The organism is Mycolicibacter algericus DSM 45454, from assembly GCF_002086455.1.
Taxonomy (GTDB): Bacteria; Actinomycetota; Actinomycetes; order Mycobacteriales; family Mycobacteriaceae; genus Mycobacterium; species Mycobacterium algericum.
The window spans coordinates 193937-217718 of the sequence record NZ_MVHC01000007.1 but is presented as its reverse complement, the minus strand read 5'-3'; the positions used below and the strand labels follow the sequence as shown (position 1 = coordinate 217718).

General features: G+C 67.1%; 25 protein-coding genes. 5 read left to right on the top strand and 20 right to left on the bottom strand.

Going from position 1 to position 23782, the window contains the following annotated elements; all coding sequences use genetic code 11:
• The 11 genes from BST10_RS10055 to BST10_RS10005 form a co-directional block, all read right to left on the bottom strand.
• Nucleotides 1–666: M24 family metallopeptidase (locus BST10_RS10055; protein ID WP_207567901.1), on the bottom strand; the 666-nt coding region annotated here is incomplete at its 3' end.
• Nucleotides 656–1900 carry a M24 family metallopeptidase gene (locus tag BST10_RS10050; protein WP_083037635.1) on the bottom strand — a complete coding sequence of 415 codons (1245 nt, stop codon included), beginning with the start codon at nucleotides 1898–1900 and terminating at the stop codon, nucleotides 656–658. The genes BST10_RS10050 and BST10_RS10055, both read right to left, overlap by 11 nt.
• Entirely contained in the window at nucleotides 1900–3081 is a 1182-nt protein-coding gene (locus BST10_RS10045) for an amidohydrolase family protein (protein WP_083037634.1), read from the bottom strand. Before BST10_RS10045 ends, BST10_RS10050 begins: the two co-directional genes overlap by 1 nt.
• A 23-nt stretch (nucleotides 3082–3104) precedes the next feature.
• Nucleotides 3105–4295 carry a cytochrome P450 gene (locus BST10_RS10040; RefSeq protein WP_083037657.1) on the bottom strand — a complete coding sequence of 397 codons (1191 nt, stop codon included), beginning with the start codon at nucleotides 4293–4295 and terminating at the stop codon, nucleotides 3105–3107.
• Between the two features lie 51 nt (nucleotides 4296–4346).
• Nucleotides 4347–4544, bottom strand: a complete 198-nt coding sequence (locus BST10_RS10035; protein WP_083037633.1) for a ferredoxin — start codon at nucleotides 4542–4544, stop codon at nucleotides 4347–4349.
• Complete coding sequence (locus BST10_RS10030) at nucleotides 4541–5206, bottom strand: TetR/AcrR family transcriptional regulator (RefSeq protein ID WP_083037632.1); 666 nt, start codon at nucleotides 5204–5206, stop codon at nucleotides 4541–4543. Before BST10_RS10030 ends, BST10_RS10035 begins: the two co-directional genes overlap by 4 nt.
• Before the next feature lie 44 nt (nucleotides 5207–5250).
• Nucleotides 5251–6069: an SDR family NAD(P)-dependent oxidoreductase gene (locus BST10_RS10025; protein WP_083037631.1), complete on the bottom strand. Its 819-nt coding sequence runs from the start codon at nucleotides 6067–6069 to the stop codon at nucleotides 5251–5253.
• Nucleotides 6070–6171: 102 nt separating this feature from the next.
• On the bottom strand, nucleotides 6172–7458 hold the full coding sequence (locus BST10_RS10020; RefSeq protein ID WP_083037630.1) for a cytochrome P450: 1287 nt from the start codon (nucleotides 7456–7458) through the stop codon (nucleotides 6172–6174).
• Nucleotides 7455–7919: a hypothetical protein gene (locus BST10_RS10015; protein WP_083037629.1), complete on the bottom strand. Its 465-nt coding sequence runs from the start codon at nucleotides 7917–7919 to the stop codon at nucleotides 7455–7457. The genes BST10_RS10020 and BST10_RS10015 overlap by 4 nt, the downstream gene beginning before the upstream one ends.
• Before the next feature lie 32 nt (nucleotides 7920–7951).
• On the bottom strand, nucleotides 7952–8473 hold the full coding sequence (locus BST10_RS10010; RefSeq protein WP_083037656.1) for a hypothetical protein: 522 nt from the start codon (nucleotides 8471–8473) through the stop codon (nucleotides 7952–7954).
• Nucleotides 8474–8478: 5 nt separating this feature from the next.
• A complete protein-coding gene (locus tag BST10_RS10005; protein WP_205277422.1) occupies nucleotides 8479–9855 on the bottom strand; it encodes an aromatic ring-hydroxylating oxygenase subunit alpha in 1377 nt (458 codons plus the stop codon).
• 124 nt (nucleotides 9856–9979) lie between these two features.
• On the opposite strand from BST10_RS10005, the gene BST10_RS23250 reads away from it, so the two are divergent.
• Entirely contained in the window at nucleotides 9980–10489 is a 510-nt protein-coding gene (locus BST10_RS23250; RefSeq protein WP_083037627.1) for a hypothetical protein, read from the top strand.
• Nucleotides 10432–11043, top strand: a complete 612-nt coding sequence (locus BST10_RS09995) for a TetR/AcrR family transcriptional regulator (protein ID WP_083037626.1) — start codon at nucleotides 10432–10434, stop codon at nucleotides 11041–11043. Before BST10_RS23250 ends, BST10_RS09995 begins: the two co-directional genes overlap by 58 nt.
• A 12-nt stretch (nucleotides 11044–11055) precedes the next feature.
• Here BST10_RS09995 and BST10_RS09990 read toward each other — a convergent pair whose 3' ends face one another.
• Nucleotides 11056–11976 (bottom strand): TIGR03619 family F420-dependent LLM class oxidoreductase, encoded by a 921-nt coding sequence (locus tag BST10_RS09990; protein ID WP_083037625.1) that lies wholly within the window; start codon nucleotides 11974–11976, stop codon nucleotides 11056–11058.
• Nucleotides 11977–12030: 54 nt separating this feature from the next.
• On the opposite strand from BST10_RS09990, the gene BST10_RS09985 reads away from it, so the two are divergent.
• Genes BST10_RS09985 through BST10_RS09975 form a run of 3 tightly spaced genes read left to right on the top strand, consistent with a single transcriptional unit; the run spans nucleotide 12031 to nucleotide 14597 of the window.
• Complete coding sequence (locus BST10_RS09985; RefSeq protein ID WP_083037624.1) at nucleotides 12031–12645, top strand: TetR/AcrR family transcriptional regulator; 615 nt, start codon at nucleotides 12031–12033, stop codon at nucleotides 12643–12645.
• Between the two features lie 36 nt (nucleotides 12646–12681).
• Nucleotides 12682–14166 carry an aldehyde dehydrogenase family protein gene (locus tag BST10_RS09980; protein ID WP_083037623.1) on the top strand — a complete coding sequence of 495 codons (1485 nt, stop codon included), beginning with the start codon at nucleotides 12682–12684 and terminating at the stop codon, nucleotides 14164–14166.
• Complete coding sequence (locus tag BST10_RS09975; protein ID WP_083037622.1) at nucleotides 14163–14597, top strand: nuclear transport factor 2 family protein; 435 nt, start codon at nucleotides 14163–14165, stop codon at nucleotides 14595–14597. The genes BST10_RS09980 and BST10_RS09975 overlap by 4 nt, the downstream gene beginning before the upstream one ends.
• A gap of 102 nt (nucleotides 14598–14699) precedes the next feature.
• Here the strand turns inward: BST10_RS09975 and BST10_RS09970 are convergent, their stop codons facing one another.
• The 8 genes from BST10_RS09970 to BST10_RS09935 are packed head-to-tail and all read right to left on the bottom strand — an operon-like array spanning nucleotide 14700 to nucleotide 23781.
• Nucleotides 14700–15527, bottom strand: a complete 828-nt coding sequence (locus tag BST10_RS09970; RefSeq protein ID WP_083037621.1) for an alpha/beta fold hydrolase — start codon at nucleotides 15525–15527, stop codon at nucleotides 14700–14702.
• 10 nt (nucleotides 15528–15537) lie between these two features.
• A complete protein-coding gene (locus tag BST10_RS09965; RefSeq protein WP_013830377.1) occupies nucleotides 15538–16296 on the bottom strand; it encodes an alpha/beta fold hydrolase in 759 nt (252 codons plus the stop codon).
• An 18-nt stretch (nucleotides 16297–16314) separates the two neighbouring features.
• The gene (locus BST10_RS09960; RefSeq protein WP_083037620.1) at nucleotides 16315–17304 is read right to left on the bottom strand and encodes a cyclase family protein; all 990 of its coding nucleotides are present in this window, start codon (nucleotides 17302–17304) and stop codon (nucleotides 16315–16317) included.
• Nucleotides 17292–18128 carry a coniferyl-alcohol dehydrogenase gene (locus BST10_RS09955; RefSeq protein ID WP_083037619.1) on the bottom strand — a complete coding sequence of 279 codons (837 nt, stop codon included), beginning with the start codon at nucleotides 18126–18128 and terminating at the stop codon, nucleotides 17292–17294. The genes BST10_RS09960 and BST10_RS09955 overlap by 13 nt, the downstream gene beginning before the upstream one ends.
• Nucleotides 18125–19447, bottom strand: a complete 1323-nt coding sequence (locus BST10_RS09950) for an LLM class flavin-dependent oxidoreductase (RefSeq protein WP_083037618.1) — start codon at nucleotides 19445–19447, stop codon at nucleotides 18125–18127. Before BST10_RS09950 ends, BST10_RS09955 begins: the two co-directional genes overlap by 4 nt.
• Entirely contained in the window at nucleotides 19444–21189 is a 1746-nt protein-coding gene (locus tag BST10_RS09945) for an FAD-binding protein (RefSeq protein WP_083037617.1), read from the bottom strand. The genes BST10_RS09950 and BST10_RS09945 overlap by 4 nt, the downstream gene beginning before the upstream one ends.
• Nucleotides 21186–22115 (bottom strand): 3-carboxyethylcatechol 2,3-dioxygenase, encoded by a 930-nt coding sequence (locus BST10_RS09940; RefSeq protein WP_235673641.1) that lies wholly within the window; start codon nucleotides 22113–22115, stop codon nucleotides 21186–21188. The genes BST10_RS09945 and BST10_RS09940 overlap by 4 nt, the downstream gene beginning before the upstream one ends.
• On the bottom strand, nucleotides 22072–23781 hold the full coding sequence (locus BST10_RS09935; protein WP_083037615.1) for a bifunctional 3-(3-hydroxy-phenyl)propionate/3-hydroxycinnamic acid hydroxylase: 1710 nt from the start codon (nucleotides 23779–23781) through the stop codon (nucleotides 22072–22074). The genes BST10_RS09940 and BST10_RS09935 overlap by 44 nt, the downstream gene beginning before the upstream one ends.
• Nucleotide 23782 lies beyond the last annotated feature (1 nt).

Genomic DNA, 23782 nt, shown 5'->3' with positions numbered 1-23782 from the left:
ATCGCCCCCTGCCCGTCGCCACGGCTGGTCACGTGAGGTCACCCAGGCGACGTCCTGGTTCGCCGGAGTGCCCCCACCCCCGGCCATCGCCTGCATCATCGCCCCGGCCAGGGCCGCCTCACCGACCCCGGGTTGCAGTGCGTTCACCGTTGCCGCCAGCGCCGACTCCGCGACGGCGATGGCGCTGCGCAGCGCGGTCAGCTCGTCGGGCGTCTTTATCGCCCGGGCCGCCCGCATGGCCGGTTCACCGTCGACGAGTTCGGCTTTGGGAAAGGCCAGCGGCAGCAGTTGGGCGAACAGCGGTGAGATCGCGTCGGTTCCAACCCGGCGCGCGGTGAGAGCGCCCTCGATATGCGCCAGCGCGGCAATGATATTCGTCGGATTGCACGAGATCTCGTAGAGATTGTCGTGCGGGATGTCTTCGGGGACACCGTCGTCCCAACTGCTCAGCAGGTGGATGGCGCCGGTTGCGCGCACCAGAACGCAGTTGGGCGAGAACGGCCGGGTGCCGGCCGTCCAGCGCTGCGGTACGCCGGTGACATAGCGAACGTTGGCCTGGCGCCCCAGCACCAGCACGTCGAGGTCGTGAGCCGCCATCTGAGCCAGGGCACGCTCACGCCGCCCGCAGCGCAGCCCGGCGACATCGGGCAGGACTTCAGTGCTCATAGGGCGCAAACGGGTAGTCGGTCAGCGAGATGAAGCCTTCATCGGTGACCACCACGACTTCTTCGCCGCGGTATCCACCGGTGCCGTCTTCCCACACCATCGGCTCCAGCACCAGCACCATGCCGGGCTCGAAGACGAAGTTCCGGTCGAACTCCGCGCCCAGGTCGGTGCCGATCTTGGGCATCTCGGTATCGGTCACTCCGATGCCGTGGCCGAGGCAACCGTGCGGCAGCCACGGCCGCACGCCGGCATTGGCGGCGGTGGCCACGCGAGCCAGCTCGGCGGCATTGCAGCCCGCACGGATCACTTCCTGCATGGCCGAGATGATCTCCCGCCACCTCCGGAACTGGGCACGCTGGCTTGACGTCGGTTCGGAACCGGCTATCCAGGTTCGCCCGAGTTCTGAGCAGTACCCGTCACAGCTGATCGAGACCTGGCTCCACAGCACGTCGCCCGCGCTCAGCTCCCGCCCGGTCGCCAGCAGTGGCAGCGCCAACTCCCCGTGGGTGGTCCACACGCCGGCGGCCCTGCTGGCCGGCATCACCTGCCAGATCGGTTCGAACATGCTGGCGTCCGCACCCAATTCGAATGCCCGCCGCAGGAAGTGGGCTGACAGGTCGAGTTGGCGGGCCCCGGGCGCCAGCATCGCCTGCGCGGCGGCCATCGCCTGCTCGGTGATCCGGCAGGCGGAGCGGATGTAGGACAGCTCATCGGCGGTCTTGATCAACTTGGCGTCGGCGACCACCTGTATCGCATCGATCGGCCGTCGGCCGGGAAAGAGGTGCTGCTGAGCGCGGCGCATGGCACCGGTGCACTCGTCAACGCCGACCGCGGAGCCGGCCGGGATGAGTTCGGCGATCTGCTTGGCGAACTGCGCTACCCCTTCATCGAATTCGAGGTACACCGGCCCGTGCAGGTGATCGGCCGGCAGCTCCGGGTTCTCCGAGCCACCCCGGTGGAACGGCAGGAACAGATGCGGGTGCGGGTCATCGGCGAGGACCACCGCAACCGGTCGGTCCACGTGGGACAGTCCGGCGTCGCCGAGCCGACGGCTGGTTCCGGTTGCGTAGGTGACGGCGTCGTTGCCCAGCAGCACCAGGGCGTCGATTCCGCGTTCGGCCATCGCCGCGCGCAACCGGGCGCCGGTCTCCCGACGTAACCGTGCCCGGTCCGGGACATCTGCGATCTCAACGCTGCCGACCGCGGCCGGCAGCGTTGCCGCAGCCGGCCCCATCAGACCCTCAGGAAGTTCTTGATGTTGGCGCTCACCACTTTTGCGGCGTCCTCGGGTCCCAACGCGTTGACCACGCCGGCCAACGACTTCTCCGAGTAGCCGAAGGTGCTTTCGTTATGCGGGTAGTCCGACGACCACATCACCTTGTCCACCCCGATCTCGTCGATGAGCCGCAGGCCCAGCGGATCAACCATGAAGGACGCACTCATGTGGGTGTCCCAGTAGTGCCGGATGTCGTGCTGCAGCTGGTGGCTGAACATGTGCTGGTAGGACGCGAGCAGGTGTTCGGCGTCCTGCAAAGCGGTGGGGACCCAGGCGATCCCACCTTCGAACCAGCCGATCCGCAGCCCCGGGTGACGGTCCAGGATGCCCGAGAAGATGTATTTGGCGAACTGCTCCCGGAACGAGTCGACGTTGACCATCATGCCGACCACGACGCTGTTGATCTCACAGGGTGTCTTGGGCGGGGTTTCACCGATGTGGTGGGTGATCGGCAGCCCGGACTGCTCGATCTCATCCCATACCGGATCCATCGCCCGGGAACCGAAGTCGATGATGTTGCCGTCGTCGTCCTTGCCGGGGTTCAGTGGGAGCAGGAACGTCTTGAGCCCCAAGGATTTCAGTTCTTCCACGGTACGCCGGGTACCGGCAGGGTCCCACCAGTTGATCAGACCCACGCCGTAGAAGTGGCCGTTCGACCGCTCCTGCAGCTCCGCCATGTACTCGTTGTAGATCCGGAAGACCCGCTCCCGCAGTTCCTTGTCGGGAAAATGAAACAATGCGAGTACCGCATTCGGAAACGCCAGTTCCTTGTCGACGCCGTCGCTTGCCAGCTCCTGGATCCGGGCCTCGATATTGCTGCTGGCGGCGCCGGCCAGGTCGTCGTACTGCATCAGCACCGCCGAGAAGTCGCCCGGCAGGAACGACTGCCCCTTGCGCCCGACCATGTAAGCGCCGTCCTCGTACCAGATCCGGGGCGCCTTGTCCTTGAGGTCGTCGGGGAATCGTTGGTAGAAGATGTCGTCGGCGATCGAGATATGGTTGTCGGCGGAGAACACCTCGGTGCCGGTCGGCAGCCCCACGGCGTGGGCGTCGCCGCCGGCGTTGCCGCGACGGTCCTTGGGGGCGCCGTACCCGCCCGGCGGGTAGAACTCAGCGGTTTGTGTTGCGCTACTGGACATGTCAATCCACTCCAATCGGGCGGTTACCAGGTGACGGGGAGTTCGTAAACGCCGTAGGCGAGGCGGTCGTTCTTGAACGGGATCTCATCGACGCTCACCGCGAGCCGCAACGTCGGTATGCGGCGGAACAGCGTGCGGAAGGCGATCACCATCTCGGCGCGCGCCAGCTGCTGGCCTACGCACTGATGGGGACCGAAGCCGAAGGCCATGTGCTGGCGGGCCGGCCGGGCCAGATCGAGCACCTCCGGGTCGGGGAAGACGGCCGGGTCCCAGTTGGCCGGCGCCAGGTCGATGATGATGCCCTCGCCGGCGCGGATCGTCTCACCGCCGATCTCGATATCCTCGAGGGCGACCCGGCGCTGGCCGGTGTGAATGATCGACAGGTAGCGCAGCAGTTCCTCGACCGCGTTGGCGATCGCGGCGTCATCGTCACCGCGGAACACCGCGGTGCGCTCGGCGATCTTGTCGGGCTCACCCAGCAGCGCCACGATGCCCAGGCCGATCATGTTCGCAGTCGTCTCGTGGCCGGCGATGAGCATCCCGGTGCCCAGCTGGGTGGCCTCGCGCACCGACAGCTCGCCGCTGGTGACACGCTTGCCCAGATCCGAAACCATGTCCTCGGCCGGTTCGGCCATCTTGGCCTCCAACAACCGGACCAGGTACTTGGACAGTTCGGTGGCGCCCTCGGCGAGGTCGTCGGAGGTGGCGTTGCGGTCCACCCCCATGGTGGCGTGCTCTTGAAAGAACTCGTGGTCCTCATACGGCACGCCGAGCAACTCGCTGATCACCAGCGAGGGAATCGGCAGGGCGAATTTCTCGATCAGGTCGGCCGGCTGCGGTCCCGCCAGGATCGCGTCGATGTGCTCATCGGTGATCCGTTGTGCCACCGGGGTCATGGCTGCGACGCGCTTCATGGTCAGCGACGGCGACAGGATGCGCCGGTACCGGATGTGTTCGGCGCCGTCGGTGGTGAACACCGATTTCGGACGGTGGTCGACGCTGGCGCGCATCATCTCGTTCCAATGCGGGAAGCCGGGCTGGTGGTCGTCGACGCTGACCCGGGGGTCGGAGAACAGCGTGCGCACCGCCTCATACCCGGTGATCAGCCACGGCGTGCTGCCGTCCCAGATCCGCACCCGGCTCAGCGGAGCCTGCGCGGCCAGCGCCATGGTCTCCGGCGGCGGGGCGAACGGGCACCGAGCGTCCCGGCTCATCGGGTACTCCGGTGTTGCGGTGGCCGCAATGGTGGTTGCGTCGGTCACGCTTTACTCCTCGACGATCTTGATGGCTCCGGATGGACAGACTCGGGCTGCTTGCCGCACGGCGTCGGCGAGTTCTGCTGGGGGATTCTCATCGAGCACGACGACGACGCCGTCCTCGTCGCGTTGGTCGAATACCCGGGGCGCGAATCCGACGCACTGCCCCGACGACGCGCAGATGTCCTGGTTGGCGGTGACCTTCATGGCGAACCTCCCTGAACTCCGGTGACCGGGGCCAGCCACAGCCCGACGATCGCGTCGATGAGGCCGGACCCGGCCTCGCCCCAGCTGATCGACGCCGACGAACCGGAAGCCAGCGCACGTTCGTGGTCGGCACAGGTGTGCATCAACAGGTTTCGGGCCATCACGTTGCGGGCCTGGTGGACCCGCACCGGAAGCTCCGGCAGGCACCGATTGATGCCGTCGATGACCTGCACCAGAGAGGGCGAGCTCAGTGCGTCCTTGACGACGATGTCGTGATAGGCCGGGTCGGCCATCACCTGCGCGGCGAACCGCGCATACCAGGTCGGGTTACCCAGCGCGGCAAGATGATCGGTGAGTGGCCGCACCAGACAGGACACCCAGCCACGCAGATCGGCGGAATTCACCGCACCCGAGACCATGTTCTCGCGCAGCCGTTCGACCGGAACACGGTGGCGACGCTCGATCTCCCGCACCAGATCGGTCTTGGTACCGAAGTGGTAACCGACGGCGGCGTTGTTGCCCTGGCCGGCGGCTTCGCTGACCTGACGGTTGGAGACCGCGAACACCCCGTGTTCGGCGAACAGCTGTTCAGCTGCGGTGAGGATCGCCTCCCGCGTGCTATTGGCCCGCTCAGCGCGCACGGCCCGATCAGCGGTGGTCACCGCGCCAGTCAACCCCGTCCAACCAATTAAGTCAAGCGATTGATTTAACGCGTCCGGTCGCTCCGCCGACGGATCGCTTTGCCGGCCGATGTGCCGCCGTCGACCGGCAATACCGTGCCGGTCACATAGCGGGACCGATCGCCGGCGAAGTACAGCGCGGCTTCGGCCACGTCGGCCGCGGTGCCCTCCCGCTTCAGTGGGCGATCGGCGCGCATCGTCTCCCGGATGCCCGCTTCGTACCGTTCGATGGCCTCCTGGTCCAGCCCCGCGGCGGCCGACGACGCCACGAACGGCGTCGGAATGTTGCCGGGTGCGATGGCATTGACCCGGATGTCGTAGTACGCCAATTCGATGGCGGCGGACTTGGTGAACTGGATGACCGCAGCCTTCGAGGCACGGTAGGTCATCACCCCGCCACCGGCCTGGATACCCCCGATCGAGGTCAGGTTGATGATCGATCCTCCGCCGGCTTTGGACATCCGCCGGGCGGCATCGCGGGTGCCGGCCATCACGCCGAGCACGTTGACCGCCATGATCCGGTGAAAATCGGCCAAGTCGTCGTCAAGGAATCGGTTGTGCATGGTCCCCGAGACACCGGCGTTGTTCACCATGATGTCCAGGCCACCGAACGTCTCGACGGCGGCGTCGACCAGGTCGCCGACCTGTTGCGGGTCGGCGACGTCGGCGACCCGGAACACCGTGTCGGCGCCGAGCTCGTCGGCGAGCGCCGCCCCGCGCTCCGGGTCCAGGTCGGCGAGGACCACCCGGGCTCCCTCGGCGAGGAACCGCTCGGCGATCCCCCGGCCCAGACCGGATGCGCCCCCCGTGACGATCGCCGTCTTACCCGCCAGCTCGTTGACCATCGACCACCCTTCGCCAGGAACATCGCAGCGGTTCGACTCAACCCGTTTCACCTCGCTCAGTCAAGCGACTGAATTAAATGGCTGGGGCTCCGGGCCCGGCGGTCAGGGCGTGAACCGGATATGCAGTCTGGTCAGCCCGCGCAGGATGAAGGTCGGCAGGTACCGGTACCTGCGCTGCCCGGGCGGACCATGCACTTCCTCGTCGATCCGGATTTCAGAGGTGCGGTCGAGCAAGCGCTGGAGGCTGACCACCGCCTCGGTGCGCGCCAGCGGGGCGCCGGGACAACTGTGCGGACCGCGACCGAAGGCGACGTGATTGCGTGCGTTGGCGCGCTCGGCGTCGAAGGCCTCCGGGTCCTCGAACTTGGCCGGGTCCCGATTCATCGCCGCGTTGACCAGCATCACGATGGTGCCGGCCGGGAGGTCGACGCCGGCCACGGTGACCGGCACCCTGGCCATCCGGAAGTCGCCGCGCACCGGGCTCTCGTAGCGCAGGCATTCCTCGATGAACCGCGGCAGCAGATCGCGGTTGTCCCGCAGTCGTCGTTGCAGCGCTTGGTCTTCGGCGATGATCATGACCGCCGTCGACAACAGCCGCACGGTGGTCTCCTGGCCGGCGGCAAACAGGTTGGCCGCCACCCGGACGGCGTCGATCACCTCCGGCGTGGTGCCGTCGGGAAAGGTCGCCGAGGCCACACCGGTCAGCACATCACCGCGCGGTTCGGCGCGCCGGTCGGAGATGTACTCGGTGAATTTGCCGTACAGATACTCCAGCGGCGTATGCGTCATCGCATCACCGGAACTGCTCCCAATGGTCCCGGTGGCACCCTTGAGCAGTGCCGCGCGGAACTCGTCGTGATCGGATTCGGGAACACCGAGCAGATCCGCGATCACCAGCATCGCGAACGGGTTGGCGAAATCACCGATGAATTCGCACGATCCGCCGGTCAGCACCTCGTCGTACTGCTGGTCCGCCAATCGCCAGATGAACTCCTGATTCTCCTTGAGCCGCTTGGGCGTGATCATCCGGGCCAGCAGCTCCCGGTGCGCGGTGTGCTTGGGCGGGTCGAAGGTGGGCAGCTGATCGCTGAACGGCAGTTCGTCACGATGCTTGTCGATCAGCGGCGAGACGTCTTCCCCCTCCAGCGGAACCGGGAAACCAGGGAACGGCCCGGTCACCGACACGCAGGCCGAGAACCGCTCGGTGTCGTTGTAGATCGCCACCCCTTCGTCGTAGCCGGTCACCATCACCACACCGTGGTGCGGTTCCCTGCGCAGCGGGCATTCGTCGCGCAGCTGCGCGAGGTAGGCGTACGGGTCATGCAGCAGGGCGTTGTCGGTGAAGAAGTCGACCGCATCGATGTCGGTTCTGTTGGCGTCAAGGCTCACTCGGAGATCTCCACCGAGGAATAGCTGTCCAGCATCTCCATGTTCGGCAGTGCCATCTGCAGATACAGATCGATGTGGCGGATCTTTTCGTCGTCGGTGAACTCGTAGACCGACAGCGAGTTCACCACCGACGTGAAGTCGCCGACCTCACTGCGTTCTTCGAGTTCGAGGAAGACCACGCCGTCGACCTCACTGATCCGTTTGAACGAGGCCTCCCAGCTGGACGACGGCGCCCAGTTCGACAGAAATCCAAGGTACTCCGGCCAATTCATGACCTCTTTGAAATTGCCGACACGCTCGAACTCGCCGGTGTCGACCAGTGCCGCCAGCGGGGCCCAGTCGTCGGCGGTGAAGCCGGGCCGCTTGGCGGCGTCGGCCAGCCGTTTGACCGTCTGGGTGTACAACAGCACGGTGCGCGCCCGCCCGCTATAGCCGTCGATGACCTCGTCGATGTCCTTCATTGCAACTCTTTTCTCGGGGGCGGTATCCGCGGTCAGAGGGAGACTCCGGCCCTCTCCAGGCAGCGGTGCAGCGCGTCCACATACTCGGTGGTGCCGTGGAACGGGCCGCTGACTCCGATCGCAACTTCCAGGAACGGGCTGTACTCGTCGTTGACGTGGGTCTCCCAGCGCGACACCTCGCCCTTGTCGTTGGTCTCGACGAAGCTGTAGGAGTAGAAGCCCATGGTCTTGCCGTCTTTGGTGGTGCCCTGCCACCGGGTTTTCATCACGAATCCGTTGTCGGCGGGCCAGTAGTTGAAGCTGGCGGGTTTCCAGTCGGGAAAGGTCAGTGCGTAGGCCTTGGCCTCCATCGTGGCGGCCTGCGCGGTGTCGGCGGGAAACTCCTTGAGCAAAAAGACCTGATCGCCGGTGAAGTACGGCGAGACGTACACGCCGTCATCGGCGAAGGTCCACGCCTCGTAGGTCTCCCCGTCCTGAACCCCTTGGCGCAGATAGGCGTTGCGGTACGCCTCGGCCATCCGGCGGTGGTGCTCGATACGTTCCTGGATATCCATGCTGTTCACCCTTCGCTTCGGTGGTTTGAGTTCACGGACACGGCCGCGATGCAGTTGTCGATGACCGAGTGGAAGTGCGCGATCACCACTTCCTCTTTGACCAGTGCCATGTAGGTGAGCATGCTGTTGCGCAGCCCGGCCTGCTGGCGCGGCATCTGGTCGTAGTCCTGCTGCAGGGCCTCGAAGTACTTGTAGCTGCCGGGCTCGTCGACCACGAGAGGCTCGGCGACGAACGACGCCTTGTACTCATCGGGCAGGTACATGTAGCTGGCCACATGCCAGACACAGCGATGGGGATCGCCGTCCGGGTCCGGCAGCGCCATGATGATGTGGCATTCACCGGCACGGATGGTCATGAAGAAGTTGGGGAACAGCACCCACCCGTGACTGTCGCTCATCTGCGCGTCGGTCAGCCCACTGACGTCGAGCCCCATACCGGTCAACGTGTCGCGCGTCGCCTGCTGTAGCAGCGTGCGCGCGGTGACACCCTCGGGGAAGGTCAGTGCTCCGTCCGCCGATTCGTACTGCGCCACCAGCTCTTTGAATCGGGGCAACACGGCGGCCGTCGAGGGGAAGGTGTCCGGCAGCGCCATCGTCCCCTCGACCTGGTCCGCCGGGGTGGCGCCCACGACGTCGAACGGGGCGACGGCGACACTGTGCCGGTCGAAGAACCGGTACCGGGTGGTCGCCGGGTCGATGTTGATGACCCGCAGCAGCTGCGGGTGGATGCCGTTGATGTGATAGCCCTCCTGAAAGGCGTCCATGACGACCTTCCAGTTGCAATCGATGCGCTCGGTCACGTCCATCACGGTGACCATCTCGTCGAGGTGGTACGGGGCGAGCATCGTGGCGATCTCGTCACCGATGAACTCCGACAGCGGCGCGGCCTGCGGGTCCGGGTTGAGGAAGATGAAGCCGGCGAAGGTGTCCACCGGGACTTCGATCAGGCCGTGGGTGTCCTTGTCGATCGGTCCGGCCAGATCTTCACGCAGCATGCCGGTGAGCCTGCCCTGCAGGTCGTAGGACCACAGGTGGTAGTTACACAAGAAGTTGCGCTTGGTGTTGCCACGCGCCTCCGGACAGAGCAGGTTGCCCCGGTGGCGGCAGGCGTTGACAAAGCCGCGGATCTTGTCGTCCTTGCCGCGCACCACGATGAAGGACTGGTCGAGGATCCGATACTGCTTCCAATCGCCGGTCTTGCCAAGTTCGTCGACCCGACCGGCCACCTGCCAGGTCTTCATCCAGATCGATTCACGTTCCACCGCAGCGAATTCCGCGCTGGTGTAGCGCTCGGTCGGGATCTGCATCCGGTACCGGTCGGGCCCGATGTCGTCGAGGGACGTGGCGTTGTCGACCCAGGTCCCCGGGAGTGCTGTCTGCACTGCGGCCTCCTCTGTTGTGATTGACATCACGACTATACAGCGATGTATATTTCGTACAAGAGTGTCTATTAGTGGCGTGACTCACAAACCCGATCTCGAGAGGTGGCCGATGGTGCGATCCCGGATGGAGGTCTGGGCAGACGATCCAGGCGCCGCGGTCCGGTGGGCGGGCGGGCTGATCTGCGATCGCGCCATGGCCGGGTGGGACGTTGTCGTGCGACTGCCGGCCCCCTCCGGCGGCGCCGCCCTCAAGATCCTCGGAGCCGGCGTCCGCGGACACGACGGGCAGGCCGTGCCACCCGAGTGGGCAGTGCCGCTGGTGACGATGAGCGGCGCCTGCTATGACCCGAACTGCGAACACGAGTTCCTGTCGTACGTCTGCGGCTCCGTGGTGCCTGACGGGCTTCCCCTGCCGCTCGCCGACAACGGCTTTCGGCATCGGCTCAGTGTCGGAGCGCGCGCGTTCAAGGCCCATGCCCTGAGGGCATCCGGCCTGCCGGGAGAAGTGGCCAGCACTGAGCTGTTCTGGCCGGCGATGCCCCTACCGTTCTCCGTTGTCCGTGGAAGGATCGACAGATGGCCGAACGCTGGACGATGCAACGACGCCTTGAACACACCCGAAACCTGCTGTTAGACGCCGCCGAGCAGGTTTTCGCGCGCCGCGGGTTCGACGGCGCCGCGCTGGAGGACATCGCGGACGCGGCCGGCTACACCCGGGGCGCCATCTACTCGCACTTCGGCAGCAAGGCCGAGTTGTTCCTCGCGGTGATCGAACGGCAGCGCCAGCAGTTTCTCGATGGGTTCGCCGACGTCATCGCCACCTTCCACCGGCTCGACGAACTCGACATCGACGAACTCGCCGAGCGCTGGCGCCAGCTCATCACCAAAGAGGGCCCCGACCGTTCGGTGCTGGGGTACGAGTTCACGTTGTTCCTGCTGCGCAATCCCGATGCCCGCGAGCGTGTCGCGGCCCAGCGCGAGCAGACCGCGCAGGCCCTGGCCGACTACATCACCAAAGGCGCCGCGCGGCTGGGCGGTGAGCTCGCCATGCCCGCGCTGGAACTCGCCCGCGTCATCCTGGCGGCCAACGACGGTGTCACGCTGAACAGCCTGCTCGACGACCAAGCGGTGTTCCGGCCGTTTCTGCGCATGGTGGTCGCCAATATCGTTGCGCCGCGTGGTGGCTGAGCGCCGTTACGATCAGGGGACTTTCGGCTTGATCTCCTCGATCACCCACTGCGCGTAATCGAGGTACTCATCAACCTCGCGCACCGAGGGCAGTGGCACGGCACTGACCGTCACGCCCTGCTCGGCGAGCCAGCTCAGCCGATCGATGATCTGCTGACCGCTCATCCCTGATCGCGCGTTCGGGTCGTTGCGCGCAACGTGGCCCTCCCCGACCCGCGTGGTCGCCATGCCGTGCACCACCTCGAAGGGACGCCCGTCGTATTCCGGCTGGGACTTGATGAAATCCACGCGCTGCGCGATCTGCTCCGGCGGCGTCAGGAAACTCCACCACCCCGAGGCGTACTTCGCCGCACGCCGTAGCGCCGCATCTGCATCGCCACCGATCCAGACCGGCAGATGGGGTTTGCGCACCGGCTTCGGCTCGAACGCCACCTCGTCGAAAAAGACATAGCGGCCCTCGAATCGCGGCGACTCACTGGTCCACAACTCGATGATCGCCGCCAGGTACTCATCGGCGATGCGCCCGCGTTCAGCGAACGGCACGCCGAGTAGTTCGAACTCACGCTGGAGCCAGCCCACCCCGAAGGTGACCATCATGCGGCCGCCGCTGAGCCAGTCCGCGGTGGCGAGCGCCTTGGCGAGCACGATCGGCTGGTGCAGTGGCAGCACGGTGACGCACGAGTTCAGCATGATCCGGTTGGTCGCACCGGCGAGATATGCCTGGGCGGCCGTCGACTGGAAATAGTGCGGCCCGGACAGTTCCACGTGCTCGGTGGGGATCACGAAGTGCTCGGGGACGGCGATCATGTCGTAGCCCCACTCGTCGGCGCACTTGGCCATCCGGGTTTGGTCGGCTCCGGTGACGTCGGCCTCCCACGGTTGCATCATGGCTTTGAGCCGCAGCATGTGGGGAAGGTTGAATATTAGCTTCATCTCGCCGCTGACTCTACAACAGTAGAGACATTGCGGACTAGACTCGGCAGCACCATGCGACGCAAGCCCAATCCAGATCAACGCCGGCGCGAGCTCTGCGATACCGCCATCCGGCTACTCGCCGACGACGGGATCAAGGGGGTCAGCCATCTCAAGGTGGACCGCAAAGCCGGTGTCCCCGATGGAACCACATCGTTCTACTTCCGCACCCGGTCGGCGCTGCTGCAAGCGGTGGCGGTCCGGGTCTCCGAGCTGGATCTCAAGGACCTGATCGCGGCGACGCGGGCGCAAACGCCGGCCGAACTCACCGCGGACGAACCGTCCGGGTTGGCCACCCTGGTGATGCGCACGGCGACCGGCGCGAGGCTGATCCGCACCAAGGCCCGCTACGAACTCGCGCTGCAGGCCGGCCGGGACCCACTGCTCGACGAGGCACTCCGTAGCTACGGTGACCGGTTCCGCGCCCTGATCGTCGACGTGGTGCTGCGGCTACAGGACAAGCCGGACCGCGCGCTGGCCGACCGGCAGGCCTACGTGGTGATGATGTTCATCAGCGGTGTGATGCAGGCATTCGCCGGCGGTGACCGCAGTATTCGCAGCGCCGCGGAACTGGACGCGCTCATTTCGGGGATCGTCGCGGGAGTCGGCTCTTCCTTGGCTCTACGTTAGTAGAGTAGCGTTACCCCGCAGACGAAAGGATCTGCGATGACTGCGGTACAAGATGATTCGGGCGTGTTGGCCGGCGAGGCCCGGATGCTCGTCGACGGCGAGTTGGCAGAGACCAGCAGCGGAGCGACGTTCGACGTCGTGCACCCCGCCAGCGAACAGGTCGCCGGGACGGCCACCGACGGCACGGTCGACGATATGGAACGCGCGGTCGGCGCGGCCCGGCGCGCGTTCGACACCAGCGACTGGGCCCACGATCTGGAGTTCCGGCACCACTGCCTGATGCAGCTGCACGCCGCGCTGGAGGCCGACAAGGAACGGCTGCGCCGCATACTGATCACCGAGGTGGGATGCCCGGTCACGGTCACCGGCAGCCAGATCGAGTCCCCGATCGCGGAGGTGAAGCACTGGGCCGATCACGCCCGCGGGTTCGAATACCTGGTGGACACCGGACTGCACGACACACCGCTGGGACCGGCGCGGCGCAAGCTGCACTACGAACCGCAGGGCGTGGTCGGTGCGATCACACCGTGGAATGTGCCGCTGTACCTCAACATCGCCGAGACCGTGCCGGCGTTGCTGGCCGGTAACACCGTGGTGCTCAAGCCGGCGCAGCTCACACCGTGGTCCGGGAGCGAGCTGGGCCGGATCGTCGCCGAGAAGACCGACATCCCGGCCGGGGTGTTCAACGTCGTCACCTCGAACGCCAACGAGGTCGGCGCGGCTTTGTCGGCCGACGCGCGAGTCGACATGATCACCTTCACCGGGTCCACGGCCACCGGCCGGGCCATCCTGGCGGCCGCGGCACCCACGGTGAAGAAGACACTGCTGGAGCTCGGCGGCAAGTCGGCCCACATCGTGCTCGACGACGCCGACTTCAACTCCGCCCTGCCTATGGCGGCGATGATGGCCTGTGTGATGTCGGGCCAGAGCTGCGTGCTGCCGTCGCGGATCCTGTTGCCCCGCAGCCGCTACGACGAAGGCCTGGCGGTGCTGCAAGCGTCGATGGAGAACTTCCCGATGGGCGATCCGTGGACCCCGGGCAACATGCAGGGCCCGCAGATCAGCGAGACACAGCGACGCAAGGTGCTGGGCCTGATCGCCTCCGGCCTGGACTCGGGCGCACGGCTGATCACCGGCGGCGGCGTCCCGGAGCACCTGCCCACCGGGTACTACGTGCAGCCGACCCTGCTGGCCGACGTCGATCCGGACAGCCAGATCGCCCAGGAGGAGATCTTCGGCCCGGTGCTCACCGTCACCCCCTACGACACCGACGACGAGGCGGTCGCGATCGCCAACAACTCGATCTACGGCCTGTCCGGCGAGGTCAGCAGCGCCGACGTGGACCGGGCGATGGCGGTGGCGACCCGGATGCGCACCGGCAACGTCAGCATCAACGGCAAGAGCCACTTCGGTATCGACAGCCCGTTCGGCGGCACCCGGCAGAGCGGCCTGGGGTATCGCAACGGCGCCCAGGGCTTCACCGAATACCTGCACATCAAGACGATCGGGATGCCGGAATGACGTTCCCGGCCGGCGATCACCTGGAGATCGCTGCGCTGTTGTACCGCTACGCCCGCGCGGTCGACACCAAGGACTGGGCGCTGTACCGGTCGGTGTTCACCGATGACGCCGTCATCGATTACTCGTCGGCCGGGGCCATCTGCGGCACTCGCGACGAGGTGGCCGACTGGCTGGCCGCGGGCTTCACCGCGATCCCGATGTCGATGCATTACATCAGCAACATCGAGATACTTGACTACGCCGGGGATTCCGCGCAGGTGCGGGCGATGTTCTACAACCCGATGCAGCTACCGGGGATGGCCGAGCTCAGCTACTGCGGCGGCTACTACCACCACGACCTCGTTCGCGCCGCCGACGGCTGGCGCAGCCGGAGCCTGCGCGAGGAGAATCTCTGGTTCACCAACCCCCCGACGCGGCCCGACGCCTGCTGATTTCCCTTCCCCTCCCCCGAGCCTGTAGTTGGCGTGCCCGCTACTCGCAGTTTCACGCGCCAACTACAGGCTCGTGATTGGTCGAGGAGATGTCGGAGTTGATCAGTCGCCGAAACAGAAGTCGAGCAGTAGCCGGTTGACCTGCTCGGCCTGCTCGATCTGCGGGCAGTGCCCCGCGGCGTCGACGACGACCGACCGGCCGGCGGGAATCTGATCGGCGATCTGTGCCGCCCAGCCGGGCGGCAGCAGCTTGTCGCAGCCGCCCTCGATCACCAGCGCCGGCACCGAGATGCGCTCATAGGCACGGCTGTTCGACGGCGGCGGCGGGGGCTCGGCACCCGGCCGGCGGAACCTGGCCGCCGCGATGGCCTCCCACGCCCCGGGCGCAGTGCTCGATTCATAGCGCCGCCGCACATACTCCGCGTCGGCGGGATAGGCCGGGTCGTGGAACAGTGCCGCCACGATCCGGCGCATCGCGGGCAGCGTGGCGTCATAGTCGTAGAGCGCGGCCATGTGTTCGTTCTGCTGGATCTCGCCGCCGCCGCAGATGGCGACCAGGCGGCGTACCGGCAGCAGCGGCGCGGCCGAGGTGGCGTCGACGAGCAGCATGATCGCGCCCATCGAGTTGCCCACGAAATCGGCTGACTCGACACCCAGCTGGGCGCAGAACCGCGCGACGTGGCGAATCCGCATGCCGCGACCGTCGTTGAAGTCGATGACCTTGGCCGACTCGCCGAAGCCGAGCAGGTCCGGCGCCAGCACCCGGTGCCGCTGCGCCAGGGTGGTGATGTTGCGCTCCCACCCGATCTCGGCGCCCGCGCCGAATTCCCCGCCGTGCAGCAGCACCACCGCCGGGGCGGCCGGATCTCCGGCTTCGAGGTAGGAGGTGCTCAGGCCGTCCACGGCGACGGTCTTACGCTCGATCGGCAACGTCGGCTCCTCAGTCCGGGATCAGTGGGCCGACCGGCCGGGTCGTGGTGGCGTGCACCAGCAGTTCGGCGAGCTCGGCGGGGCGACTCAGAAAGGGCGAGTGCGAGGCGTCGATGGTCAACGGCTCGACTCCGAGTCGGCGGCAGACCAGGTCGGCGAGCCAGCGCGGATAGGCGCGGTCCTGCTCACAGCGAATGAAGCTGCGCGGAATATCGGCCGCCCAGAAGTTCGGCACCGACACCGGGGCGACCGTGGTATCGCCGAACCGTTCCGGGCCCAGCCGTTCGAACGCCCATCGCAGCGTGTCGTCGTCGCAATCGTGGTAGAAGTATTGCCGCGCACCGTCGATGTCGGCGAAGGTCATCGCGCCGTCGTCGGCGAAGTGCAGGTGGGACAGCATGTCGCCGGCCGCGGTGTCGAAGAACTCGGCTCCGTCGCTGCCCATCGTCATCGCATCGGTGTAGCTGCGTCCCTCCCGGGGCAGCGCCGCCGCGAGATAGACGATGTGGCGCACCAGGTCCGGTGCGCTGTCGGCGCCCAGCGTCGCATCGAAGCCGCCGCCGGAGTGTCCCACCAGGACGTCGCCGGGCTGTAGCACCTCCGTGACGGCCTCGCGCCGGTTGGCCAGCGTCGACTCCTCGCCGAGCCGGGCGCCGTGTCCGGGCAAGTCGATGGCGATAGCGCTGTGGCCGATGCGCTCCAGCTCCGCCATGGTGCGTTCCCAGCACCAGGCGGCGTGAAATCCGCCGTGGACGAATACGAATCGCATGTGCTTTCCTCTGCCGGTCTACTTGATCGCGATCGGGTTCACCGGTGACCCGACGCCACCGGTCACCCGCAGCGGTGGCGCCACCAGTTGGAACTCATAGACGCCGTCCGCGGCGCAGTCGGCAGCCAGCGCGCCGAGATCCCAGTACTCCCCGAGCATCATCCCCATGTCGCGCAAGCACAGCATGTGCATCGGCAAGAACGTGCCCTCGACCCCGGAGACCGGGTTCTCGACCATCAGGTTGTCGGCGGCCACCGCGGCGATGTCATGCTCGTGCAGCCAGGTGGCGCACCGCCAGTCCAGTCCCGCGCCCGGCTCGGCGCCGTCGCCGGTCTCGGAAAACCGTTGCCACCAACCGGTTCGGACCAGCACGATGTCGCCGGGGGAGATCGTGACCTGCTGGGAACGTGCTACGTCGTCGAGTTCGTCCGGGGTGATCGGGGTGCCGAGCGGCAGGAATGTCTCCGCACCACGGTGGGCGACCACGTCGAGCAGCACCCCGCGGGAGGTGATGCCCTTGCCGTCGACTTTGTCGATGCCGCAGTGGTAGGCGCCCAGGCTCGTCACCGAGCCGGCCGGGAAACCGTTGTAGAGCTGATCGTCGTAGTAGACGTGCGACAGCGCATCCCACTGGGTGGCGGCCTGCAGCGGCATGACGACCATGTCGTCGTTGAATCGGAAGGGATTGTCGGTGAAGAACTCACTCAGCTGCTGTGCCACGATATTGCGGTGCCATTCCGGGCCGTATTGCGCCAGCGTGTGCACGTCTCCGCCGTCCACGGTCATCACGTGAATCGGGTTGTGCCGGAACGCGAATGCGCCCTGCGGACCCGAGGATCCGAAGTCGACGCCGAGCGGGAAGACCTTGCCGCGGCGCACCAGGGCCGCGGCCGCAGCAACCTTCTCCGGTGTGATGAGGTTCAGCGTGCCCAGTTCGTCGTCGTCGCCCCAGCGCCCCCAGTTGCGCACCGCATCGCCGACCCGGCGGAACTCGGTCAGGCCGGCCATGCACACGATCCGTTCGGAAGCGTTGCGGCGGTGCGACTCCCGATGTTGCCGCCGTCGACCCAGAGCACCTGACCGGTGATATAACCGGCGGCCGGGCTGTTGAGGAACACCAGCGGTGCGGCCTGTTCGGCCGGGCTGGCAACCCGGCCGAGCGGTTTGGGGATGTCATCGAGATAGCGCTGCCCGTAGCTGCTGCGCAGCTGGTCCAGTATCGGTGTCTCGGTGACGCCGGGGGCCGTGCAGTTGATTCGGATACCACGACTACCCAGCCGGCCCGCGTTGATCATGCCGTAGAGGATGACCGCCTCCTTCGACAGCCGGTAGCCGCCGTCGGCGAGCGCTTCGGGATTCGCTCGGCACCACCGCAATCCGGCGGGCATGTCGGCGGTGTGCAGCAGGCCGGCGGTGGTCTCGGCGTTCTCCAGGTAGGCCGCGGCGGCCAGCGAGGAGACATTGGCGATCGCCGAGCCGGCCGACATCGCCGGCAGCAACGCCCCCGTGAGGTGGCGCATGCCCAGGAAGTTGATCATGACCACCCGCTCCGGATCGCCGATGCCCGACGACACCCCGGCGACGTTGAACAGCGCATCGACCCGACCTCCCGTTCGGATCGCCGCCACCGCAGAATCGATCGACGCCGGATCACTCAGGTCCAGCCGGTGGAATTCGCCCACCGCCCCGGTGGGCTCGGCCAGGTCCAGACCGATCACGTCAGCTCCGAGCTCACCGAGCTGGGCGACCAGCTCCGCGCCGATACCCGACGCGCAGCCGGTGACCACGGTCCGTCGACCGTCGTAGCGCCAAAGCCCGGCGGGTGCAGTCATTTCTGGCCGCGGCCCCGCTCTGCTCGCTCGTCTTTGGCCAGCTGTGCAGCCTGCACCCGGCCCTCGTTCATCTCGGCCATCGCCTCGGGGATCTCAGTCGCGGTGAACTTACCACCGCGGCCGGTCGGCAACCCGCCGAACGAGTAGGACTCGTCGAACTTCGGCGCGACCGACTCCGTACGCCGCGCCTCCAGTTTCTCCAGCACCGGCGCCAGCCGCTTGGCCTTGTCGGCGACCGCCTTCTCGTCGCGTTCGATGAACTCCGGCAGCACCTCTTTGCCCATCAGCTCGATGGCCTCCATCGTCGCCTCGTGGCTGCGCGGGTTGAGCAGCAGGATGAGCTCGTCGACACCGCTCTCCTCGTAGCCGCGCAGGAACTCCCGTGTGGTCGCGGGGCTGCCGATCGCGCCGCGGCCCGGCCCGTAGGCCAGCGTCGGGTCCTTCTCGACCTCTTCGAGGTAGCGCTCCCACACCCTGGTGCGGCCGGGGGTGTGCTCGCCGGTCATGTAGTAGTGCATGATCCCGAACGAGAAGAACCCACCGCCCACACCGAGCCGCTGCAACGCCTGCTCGTCGGTGGGGGCCACCATCATCGACAGGTCACCGCCGATGGCCAGGATGTTGGGGTTGACCTGCGGGGTGACCGGGACGCCGTTCTCCTCGAGTTCCTTGTAGTAACCGTTGACACGTTCGGCCAGCGGTCCCGGACCGGTGTAGGCGAAACTCAGTGCGCCGATGCATTTCTGGGCTGCCATCTGCACCGAGGCGGGCCGCGTGCAGGCCACCCAGACCGGCGGGTGCGGCTTCTGCATCGGCTTGGGGATGACGTTGCGGGCCGGCATCTGCACGTGCTGGCCCTCGAAGCCGGTGAACGGCTCCTCCGTCATGCAGCGGATCGAGACCTCCAGCGCCTCTTCCCACTGGGCGCGTTTGTCGGCCGGATCGATGCCGAATCCGCCGAGTTCGGCGATCGACGATCCCTCACCGGTGCCGAACTCGACCCGGCCGCCCGACAGCAGATCCAAGGTGGCGATCCGCTCGGCCACCCGGGCGGGGTGGTTGACCACCGGGGGCAGGTGCATGATCCCGAACCCGAGCCTGATGTTCTTGGTGCGCTGGCTGGCGGCGGCCAGGAACATCTCCGGAGCGGTCGCGTGGCAGTACTCCTCCAGGAAGTGATGCTCGGTGAGCCACACCGTCGAGAATCCGGCCTTGTCGGCGGCCTCCACCTCGTCGAGACCATCGGAGAAGAGGATGTGCTCGTCGTCGTCGGACCACGGCCGGGGCAGTGCGAATTCGTAGAACAGTGAGATCTTCACGGGTTACCTCCTTGGAGTTCGGTTGCAGTCTGGGTGCCGAGAGGCCGGCGGGTCGCGTGAATATGTCGGGCGGCGACGTAGCCGAAGGTCATCGCCGGGCCGATGGTGGCTCCGGCACCGGCGTAGCTGCGGCCCATCACCGGAGCCGAGGTGTTGCCCACCGCGTACAGCCCGTCGATCACCGAGTCGTCGGCGCGCAGCACCCGGGCGTGCTCGTCGGTACGCAGGCCGCCCGAGGTGCCCAGGTCACCCAGGATGATCTGGAACGCGTAGTAGGGCGGCCTGCCCAGCGGGTACAGGTTGGGGTTGGGCAGGGTCGGGTCACCGTAGTAGTTGTCGTAGGCGCTGTCGCCGCGGTTGAAGTCGTCGTCGTGGCCGGATCTCGCCAGCTCGTTGAACCGTTGCGCGGTGCGCTCCAGCCGGTCGGGCGGGACACCGATCGCAGTGGCCAGCTCGGCGAATGACTTGGCGGCCTTGACCACTCCCGAGTCGAGCCAGGCCTGCGGGATGTTGCGCCCGGTCGGTACCGGGGCCCCCGGGATCTTCGGGATCGGCAGGTGCCCGGCGACGACGTAGCGGTGGAAGGACCGCTGGTCGGTGATCAGCCAGCACGGGATGTGGGTGACGCCGGATTGCTGTCCGGCGATCATGGCGTGCGCGAAGTCCATGTAGGGCGCGGCCTCGTTGATGAAGCGTTCCCCGTCGCCGTTGACGATGAACTGCGACGGCATCATGCGTTCGTTGAGCATGAACTGCAGCCGTCCGTCCGGCCAGCAGATGGCCGGGAACCACCAGGCTTCGTCCAGCAGTTCGGTGGCCGCCCCGACGCGCTCCCCGGCCCGGATGCCGTCGCCGGTGGCGACGGGGTTGCCGAAGCTCCAGTCCTGTTCCAGCACCGGCTGATGCTCCTTGCGCCACGCCATGTCGTGGTCGAAGCCGCCGCTTGCCAGGATGACGCCGTGGCGCGCGGTGATGCGCTGCGGCCGACCGTCGCGCTGCACCACGGCGCCGGTGACCGCGCCGGAGGCATCGGTGATCAGCTCGGTCATCGGGGTGTCGAGCCAGAGCGGCATGTCGCGTTCGAGCATCGCCAGCCGCAGCCGGGCCGCCAGTGATTGGCCGATGGCCGCCATGCGGTCGCCGAACACCCGGGCGCGGAACATCCGCCATGCCAGCTTGAGCAGCACCGCCTTGCCGCGCCAGGACTGCCGCACTTGGTAGAACAGCCGCAGGTCCTTGGGACCGAACCAGATTCCCTTGGGCGCCAATGCCAACGGCGCCAGCAGGTGCTGCTCCTGATCGCCGAGCTTGCGCAGGTCGATCTCCGGCACGTTGATGGTGCTGCCCAGTGCCGATCCCCCCGGCAGCTCCGGATAGTAGTCGGCGTAGCCGGGCTTCCAGACGAACTCGAGCCAGCCGCTGGCCTGCTCCAGGAACGCCATCATCTTCGGCGCGGTGTCCACGTATTGCCGCAGCCGCGCCTCGGTGACCAGACCGCCGGTGATCGCGCGCAGGTAGGCGACGACACCGTCGGGGTCGGGGACGTAACCCTCCCGGCGCTGCGCCGGTGCGCCGGGCACCCAGATGCCGCCGCCGGACAACGCGGTGGATCCGCCGAAGTACGGCGACTTCTCCACGACCAGGGTCTGCAGGCCGCAGGCGTCGGCGGCCAGCGCGGCGGTCATTCCGCCACCGCCGGAGCCGATGACCAGCACGTCGACGATGTGGTCGTTCTCGGTCACGAGCCCACCTCCACCGGTTGCGCGGTGCGAACGGCGAATCCGGCGATCAACTCCGGGGCCGGCCGATAGTAGTGGTTGGCCGTACGGTACGGGCCTTGCGCCGCCAACGCACCGAAAGCAGCAGCCCAGGTGCGGATCTCGTGTGCAGATCCCCCACCCGCCTCGGTGATGTACGAATTCGACCAGTCGGCCAGGTCGTCGAGCCGGCCACTGTCGAGCACCGACAGGAACCGTTGATCGAACTCCGGGTTCAGCGGCGCGAGGTCGCTGGTTCCCGCGGCGAAGTCGCGGGCCGCCGCCATGACCGTGTCCTGGCGGGCCATCCGCTGCTCGGCACTCATCGGGGTGCCGTGCAGGATCCGGTCGCGGGTGACCGGTGGCGCGGTCGACAGGGTGGGAATCGGCGGATCGTGCGACAGTCCGCCCGATCCCAAAATCAGCACCCGAAGATCCAGGGTGCCCAGGTAGGCACCGACCGCGGCGCCCAGGGCGCGGGCGCGGTGTATCGGCCCCAGCGGGGCGGCGACGGCGTTGATGAAGATCGGGATCACCGGGCATGCGGATGCGTCGCCGAGCAGTCGCTCCAGCGGTTGCACCATTGCGTGATCGACAGCCATGTGAGCTGAAACTGCGACATCCACACCGTGTTCCAGCACCGCGGCCGCGGTTTCACCGGCGAGGTCGACGGCGACGTTCAACGGGCCGGCGTAGGTGCCGTAGTCGCCGACACCGTGCGCGGCGGTGCCGATGCAAAACGGCGGCATCAGCTGCAGGAAGAACCCGTTGTAGTGGTCCGGCGCGAACACCACCGTCAGCTGCGGGTCGAAGTCGGCGACGAACGCGGCCGCGTCGTCGACGGCGGCCTCGATGTCGGCCATCAACTCAGGGGGTGGTCCCGGCAGATTCAGCAGCGGGCTGTGGGACATGCAGCACAGGGCTAGTGCCATCGGCGGTATCACCCCCTACGGTCAGCGTCAGGACGTCGGCGAGCCGGGCGCTCATCTCGGCGGCGCGCTGAGCGATGCAGGCCGCGGCGATGCAGCGGTCGGGGCGCAGGAACAACACCGACTCGGTGTGGCGGTCGAACCAGGCTTTCAGCTCTCCGGTGCGGTCGCCGACGATGGTGACGGCCGGGTCATCGACCTGGCCTGTCGGCGTCCAGTGCAGCTGCGTCAGCGGCCGGACGGCGATGAAGCTCGCTCCCAACGCATTCCACCGCGCGAAGGCGTCCTCCCCGAGCAGGGCACGCGGATTGTTGTTCCAGGCCAGCACCGCGAACCCGCCCCCGATGACGTCGTCGAGGAGCAGATCCGTTCCGGTGCGGGTGTCCACGCGGGGCTGAATGAACAGCGTCCCGGTCGGCGAGTCGGGACGATGCGGCTGGTCGTGGACGACGGCACCGTGGTCGTAGCGCGGCATCGGCTTGAATCGCATCTCCAGCACGTAGCGCTTGAGCGTCGGTACCGCCGAGGCGGCCCGGATCACCCGGTCGCGCACCGCGGCGACCCGCCGGTTGGTCGGCGAGATCACCCGGCCCACCATCGTGGAGAGGTCGATCATGGCGCGGGCGTGCTTGCGCCGTTCGGTGTCGTAGCTGTCCAGCAGGCTCGGCTGCGCCTGCCCTTGCACCACCGCGGCCAGTTTCCAGCCCAGGTTCATCGCGTCGCGGATGCCGCTGTTGTAGCCCTGCCCCTGCCAGACCGGCATCAGGTGTGCCGCATCACCGGCCAACAGCAGCCGGCCGCGGCGGAACGCACCGGCGATCCGGGAGTGGTGGGTGTAGACCCGGTGCCGGATCACGTCGACATCGTGCGGATGCGGTAGGAACGGTGCCAGCATCGCCGCGACGAATTCGGGGTCTTCGGCCTGCTCGTCGGTTTCGTCGGCGTGGATCATGAACTCGAAGCGCCGGATGCCGTGGGCGATCGAGATGGAGGCGTAGGGCCGCGCGGGGTCGGCGCCGACCTCGCTGTTGGGGTGGCCCAGCGGATCGTTGGCGAGGTCGATGACCAGCCAGCGGGTCGAGGATGTGGTGCCGTCGAAGGACACCCCCATCAGGCGGCGGGTGGCGCTGCGGCCGCCATCGCAGCCGACGACGTAGCGAGCCGAAATCGGCTGCGGTTCCTGGCCATCCGAACCACCCAGGCTTACGGTGACGCCGTCGGCCGTCTCAGTGCAGCCGGTCATCGGGCGACCCCACAGCACCCGGACGTGGTCGAAGCGCTCCAAGCCGCGCAGCAGTTCGGCGTCGACCAGTGGTTGGACGAAGCCGTTGCGCTTGGGCCATCCGAAACACGCGTCGGCAGGAGCCATCTCGGCGAGCAGTCGCCGGTTACCGTCGAAGAATCGCAGGATCTGGTTGGGCACGGTGTGCGGCAGGATGGCATCCACCAGGCCGATCGCCTGGAACGTGCGCAGCGATTCGTCGTCGAGCCCGACCCCCCGGGGATAGTCGATGAGTGTGGCGCGGTCCTCGACCACCAGGGTCCGGACCCCTTGCAGGCCGAGGATATTCGCCAACGTCAAGCCCACCGGCCCGGCGCCGACGATCACCACGTCGACGTCGACGGCTGCACTCTTTTCAGCGGTCACG

Bases quoted from the DNA above. Each gene is read 5' to 3' on its own strand.
- BST10_RS09960 (WP_083037620.1), bottom strand. From the start codon at position 17,304: ATGGCCGGCCTGACCGAGTTCCGCCGGGTCGGCGATGCGGTGCGCAAC.
- BST10_RS23250 (WP_083037627.1), top strand. From the start codon at position 9,980: ATGGAGGTCTGGGCAGACGATCCAGGCGCCGCGGTCCGGTGGGCGGGC.
- BST10_RS10025 (WP_083037631.1), bottom strand. From the start codon at position 6,069: ATGGTCAACGAGCTGGCGGGTAAGACGGCGATCGTCACGGGGGGCGCA.
- BST10_RS09980 (WP_083037623.1), top strand. From the start codon at position 12,682: ATGACTGCGGTACAAGATGATTCGGGCGTGTTGGCCGGCGAGGCCCGG.
- BST10_RS10015 (WP_083037629.1), bottom strand. From the start codon at position 7,919: ATGAAGGACATCGACGAGGTCATCGACGGCTATAGCGGGCGGGCGCGC.
- BST10_RS10040 (WP_083037657.1), bottom strand. From the start codon at position 4,295: ATGAGCCGGGACGCTCGGTGCCCGTTCGCCCCGCCGCCGGAGACCATG.
- BST10_RS09955 (WP_083037619.1), bottom strand. From the start codon at position 18,128: ATGACTGCACCCGCCGGGCTTTGGCGCTACGACGGTCGACGGACCGTG.
- BST10_RS10010 (WP_083037656.1), bottom strand. From the start codon at position 8,473: ATGGATATCCAGGAACGTATCGAGCACCACCGCCGGATGGCCGAGGCG.
- BST10_RS10045 (WP_083037634.1), bottom strand. From the start codon at position 3,081: ATGTCCAGTAGCGCAACACAAACCGCTGAGTTCTACCCGCCGGGCGGG.
- BST10_RS09995 (WP_083037626.1), top strand. From the start codon at position 10,432: ATGGCCGAACGCTGGACGATGCAACGACGCCTTGAACACACCCGAAAC.
- BST10_RS10035 (WP_083037633.1), bottom strand. From the start codon at position 4,544: ATGAAGGTCACCGCCAACCAGGACATCTGCGCGTCGTCGGGGCAGTGC.
- BST10_RS09990 (WP_083037625.1), bottom strand. From the start codon at position 11,976: ATGAAGCTAATATTCAACCTTCCCCACATGCTGCGGCTCAAAGCCATG.
- BST10_RS09965 (WP_013830377.1), bottom strand. From the start codon at position 16,296: ATGCGATTCGTATTCGTCCACGGCGGATTTCACGCCGCCTGGTGCTGG.
- BST10_RS10050 (WP_083037635.1), bottom strand. From the start codon at position 1,900: ATGGGGCCGGCTGCGGCAACGCTGCCGGCCGCGGTCGGCAGCGTTGAG.
- BST10_RS09975 (WP_083037622.1), top strand. From the start codon at position 14,163: ATGACGTTCCCGGCCGGCGATCACCTGGAGATCGCTGCGCTGTTGTAC.
- BST10_RS09985 (WP_083037624.1), top strand. From the start codon at position 12,031: ATGCGACGCAAGCCCAATCCAGATCAACGCCGGCGCGAGCTCTGCGAT.
- BST10_RS09940 (WP_235673641.1), bottom strand. From the start codon at position 22,115: ATGTCCCACAGCCCGCTGCTGAATCTGCCGGGACCACCCCCTGAGTTG.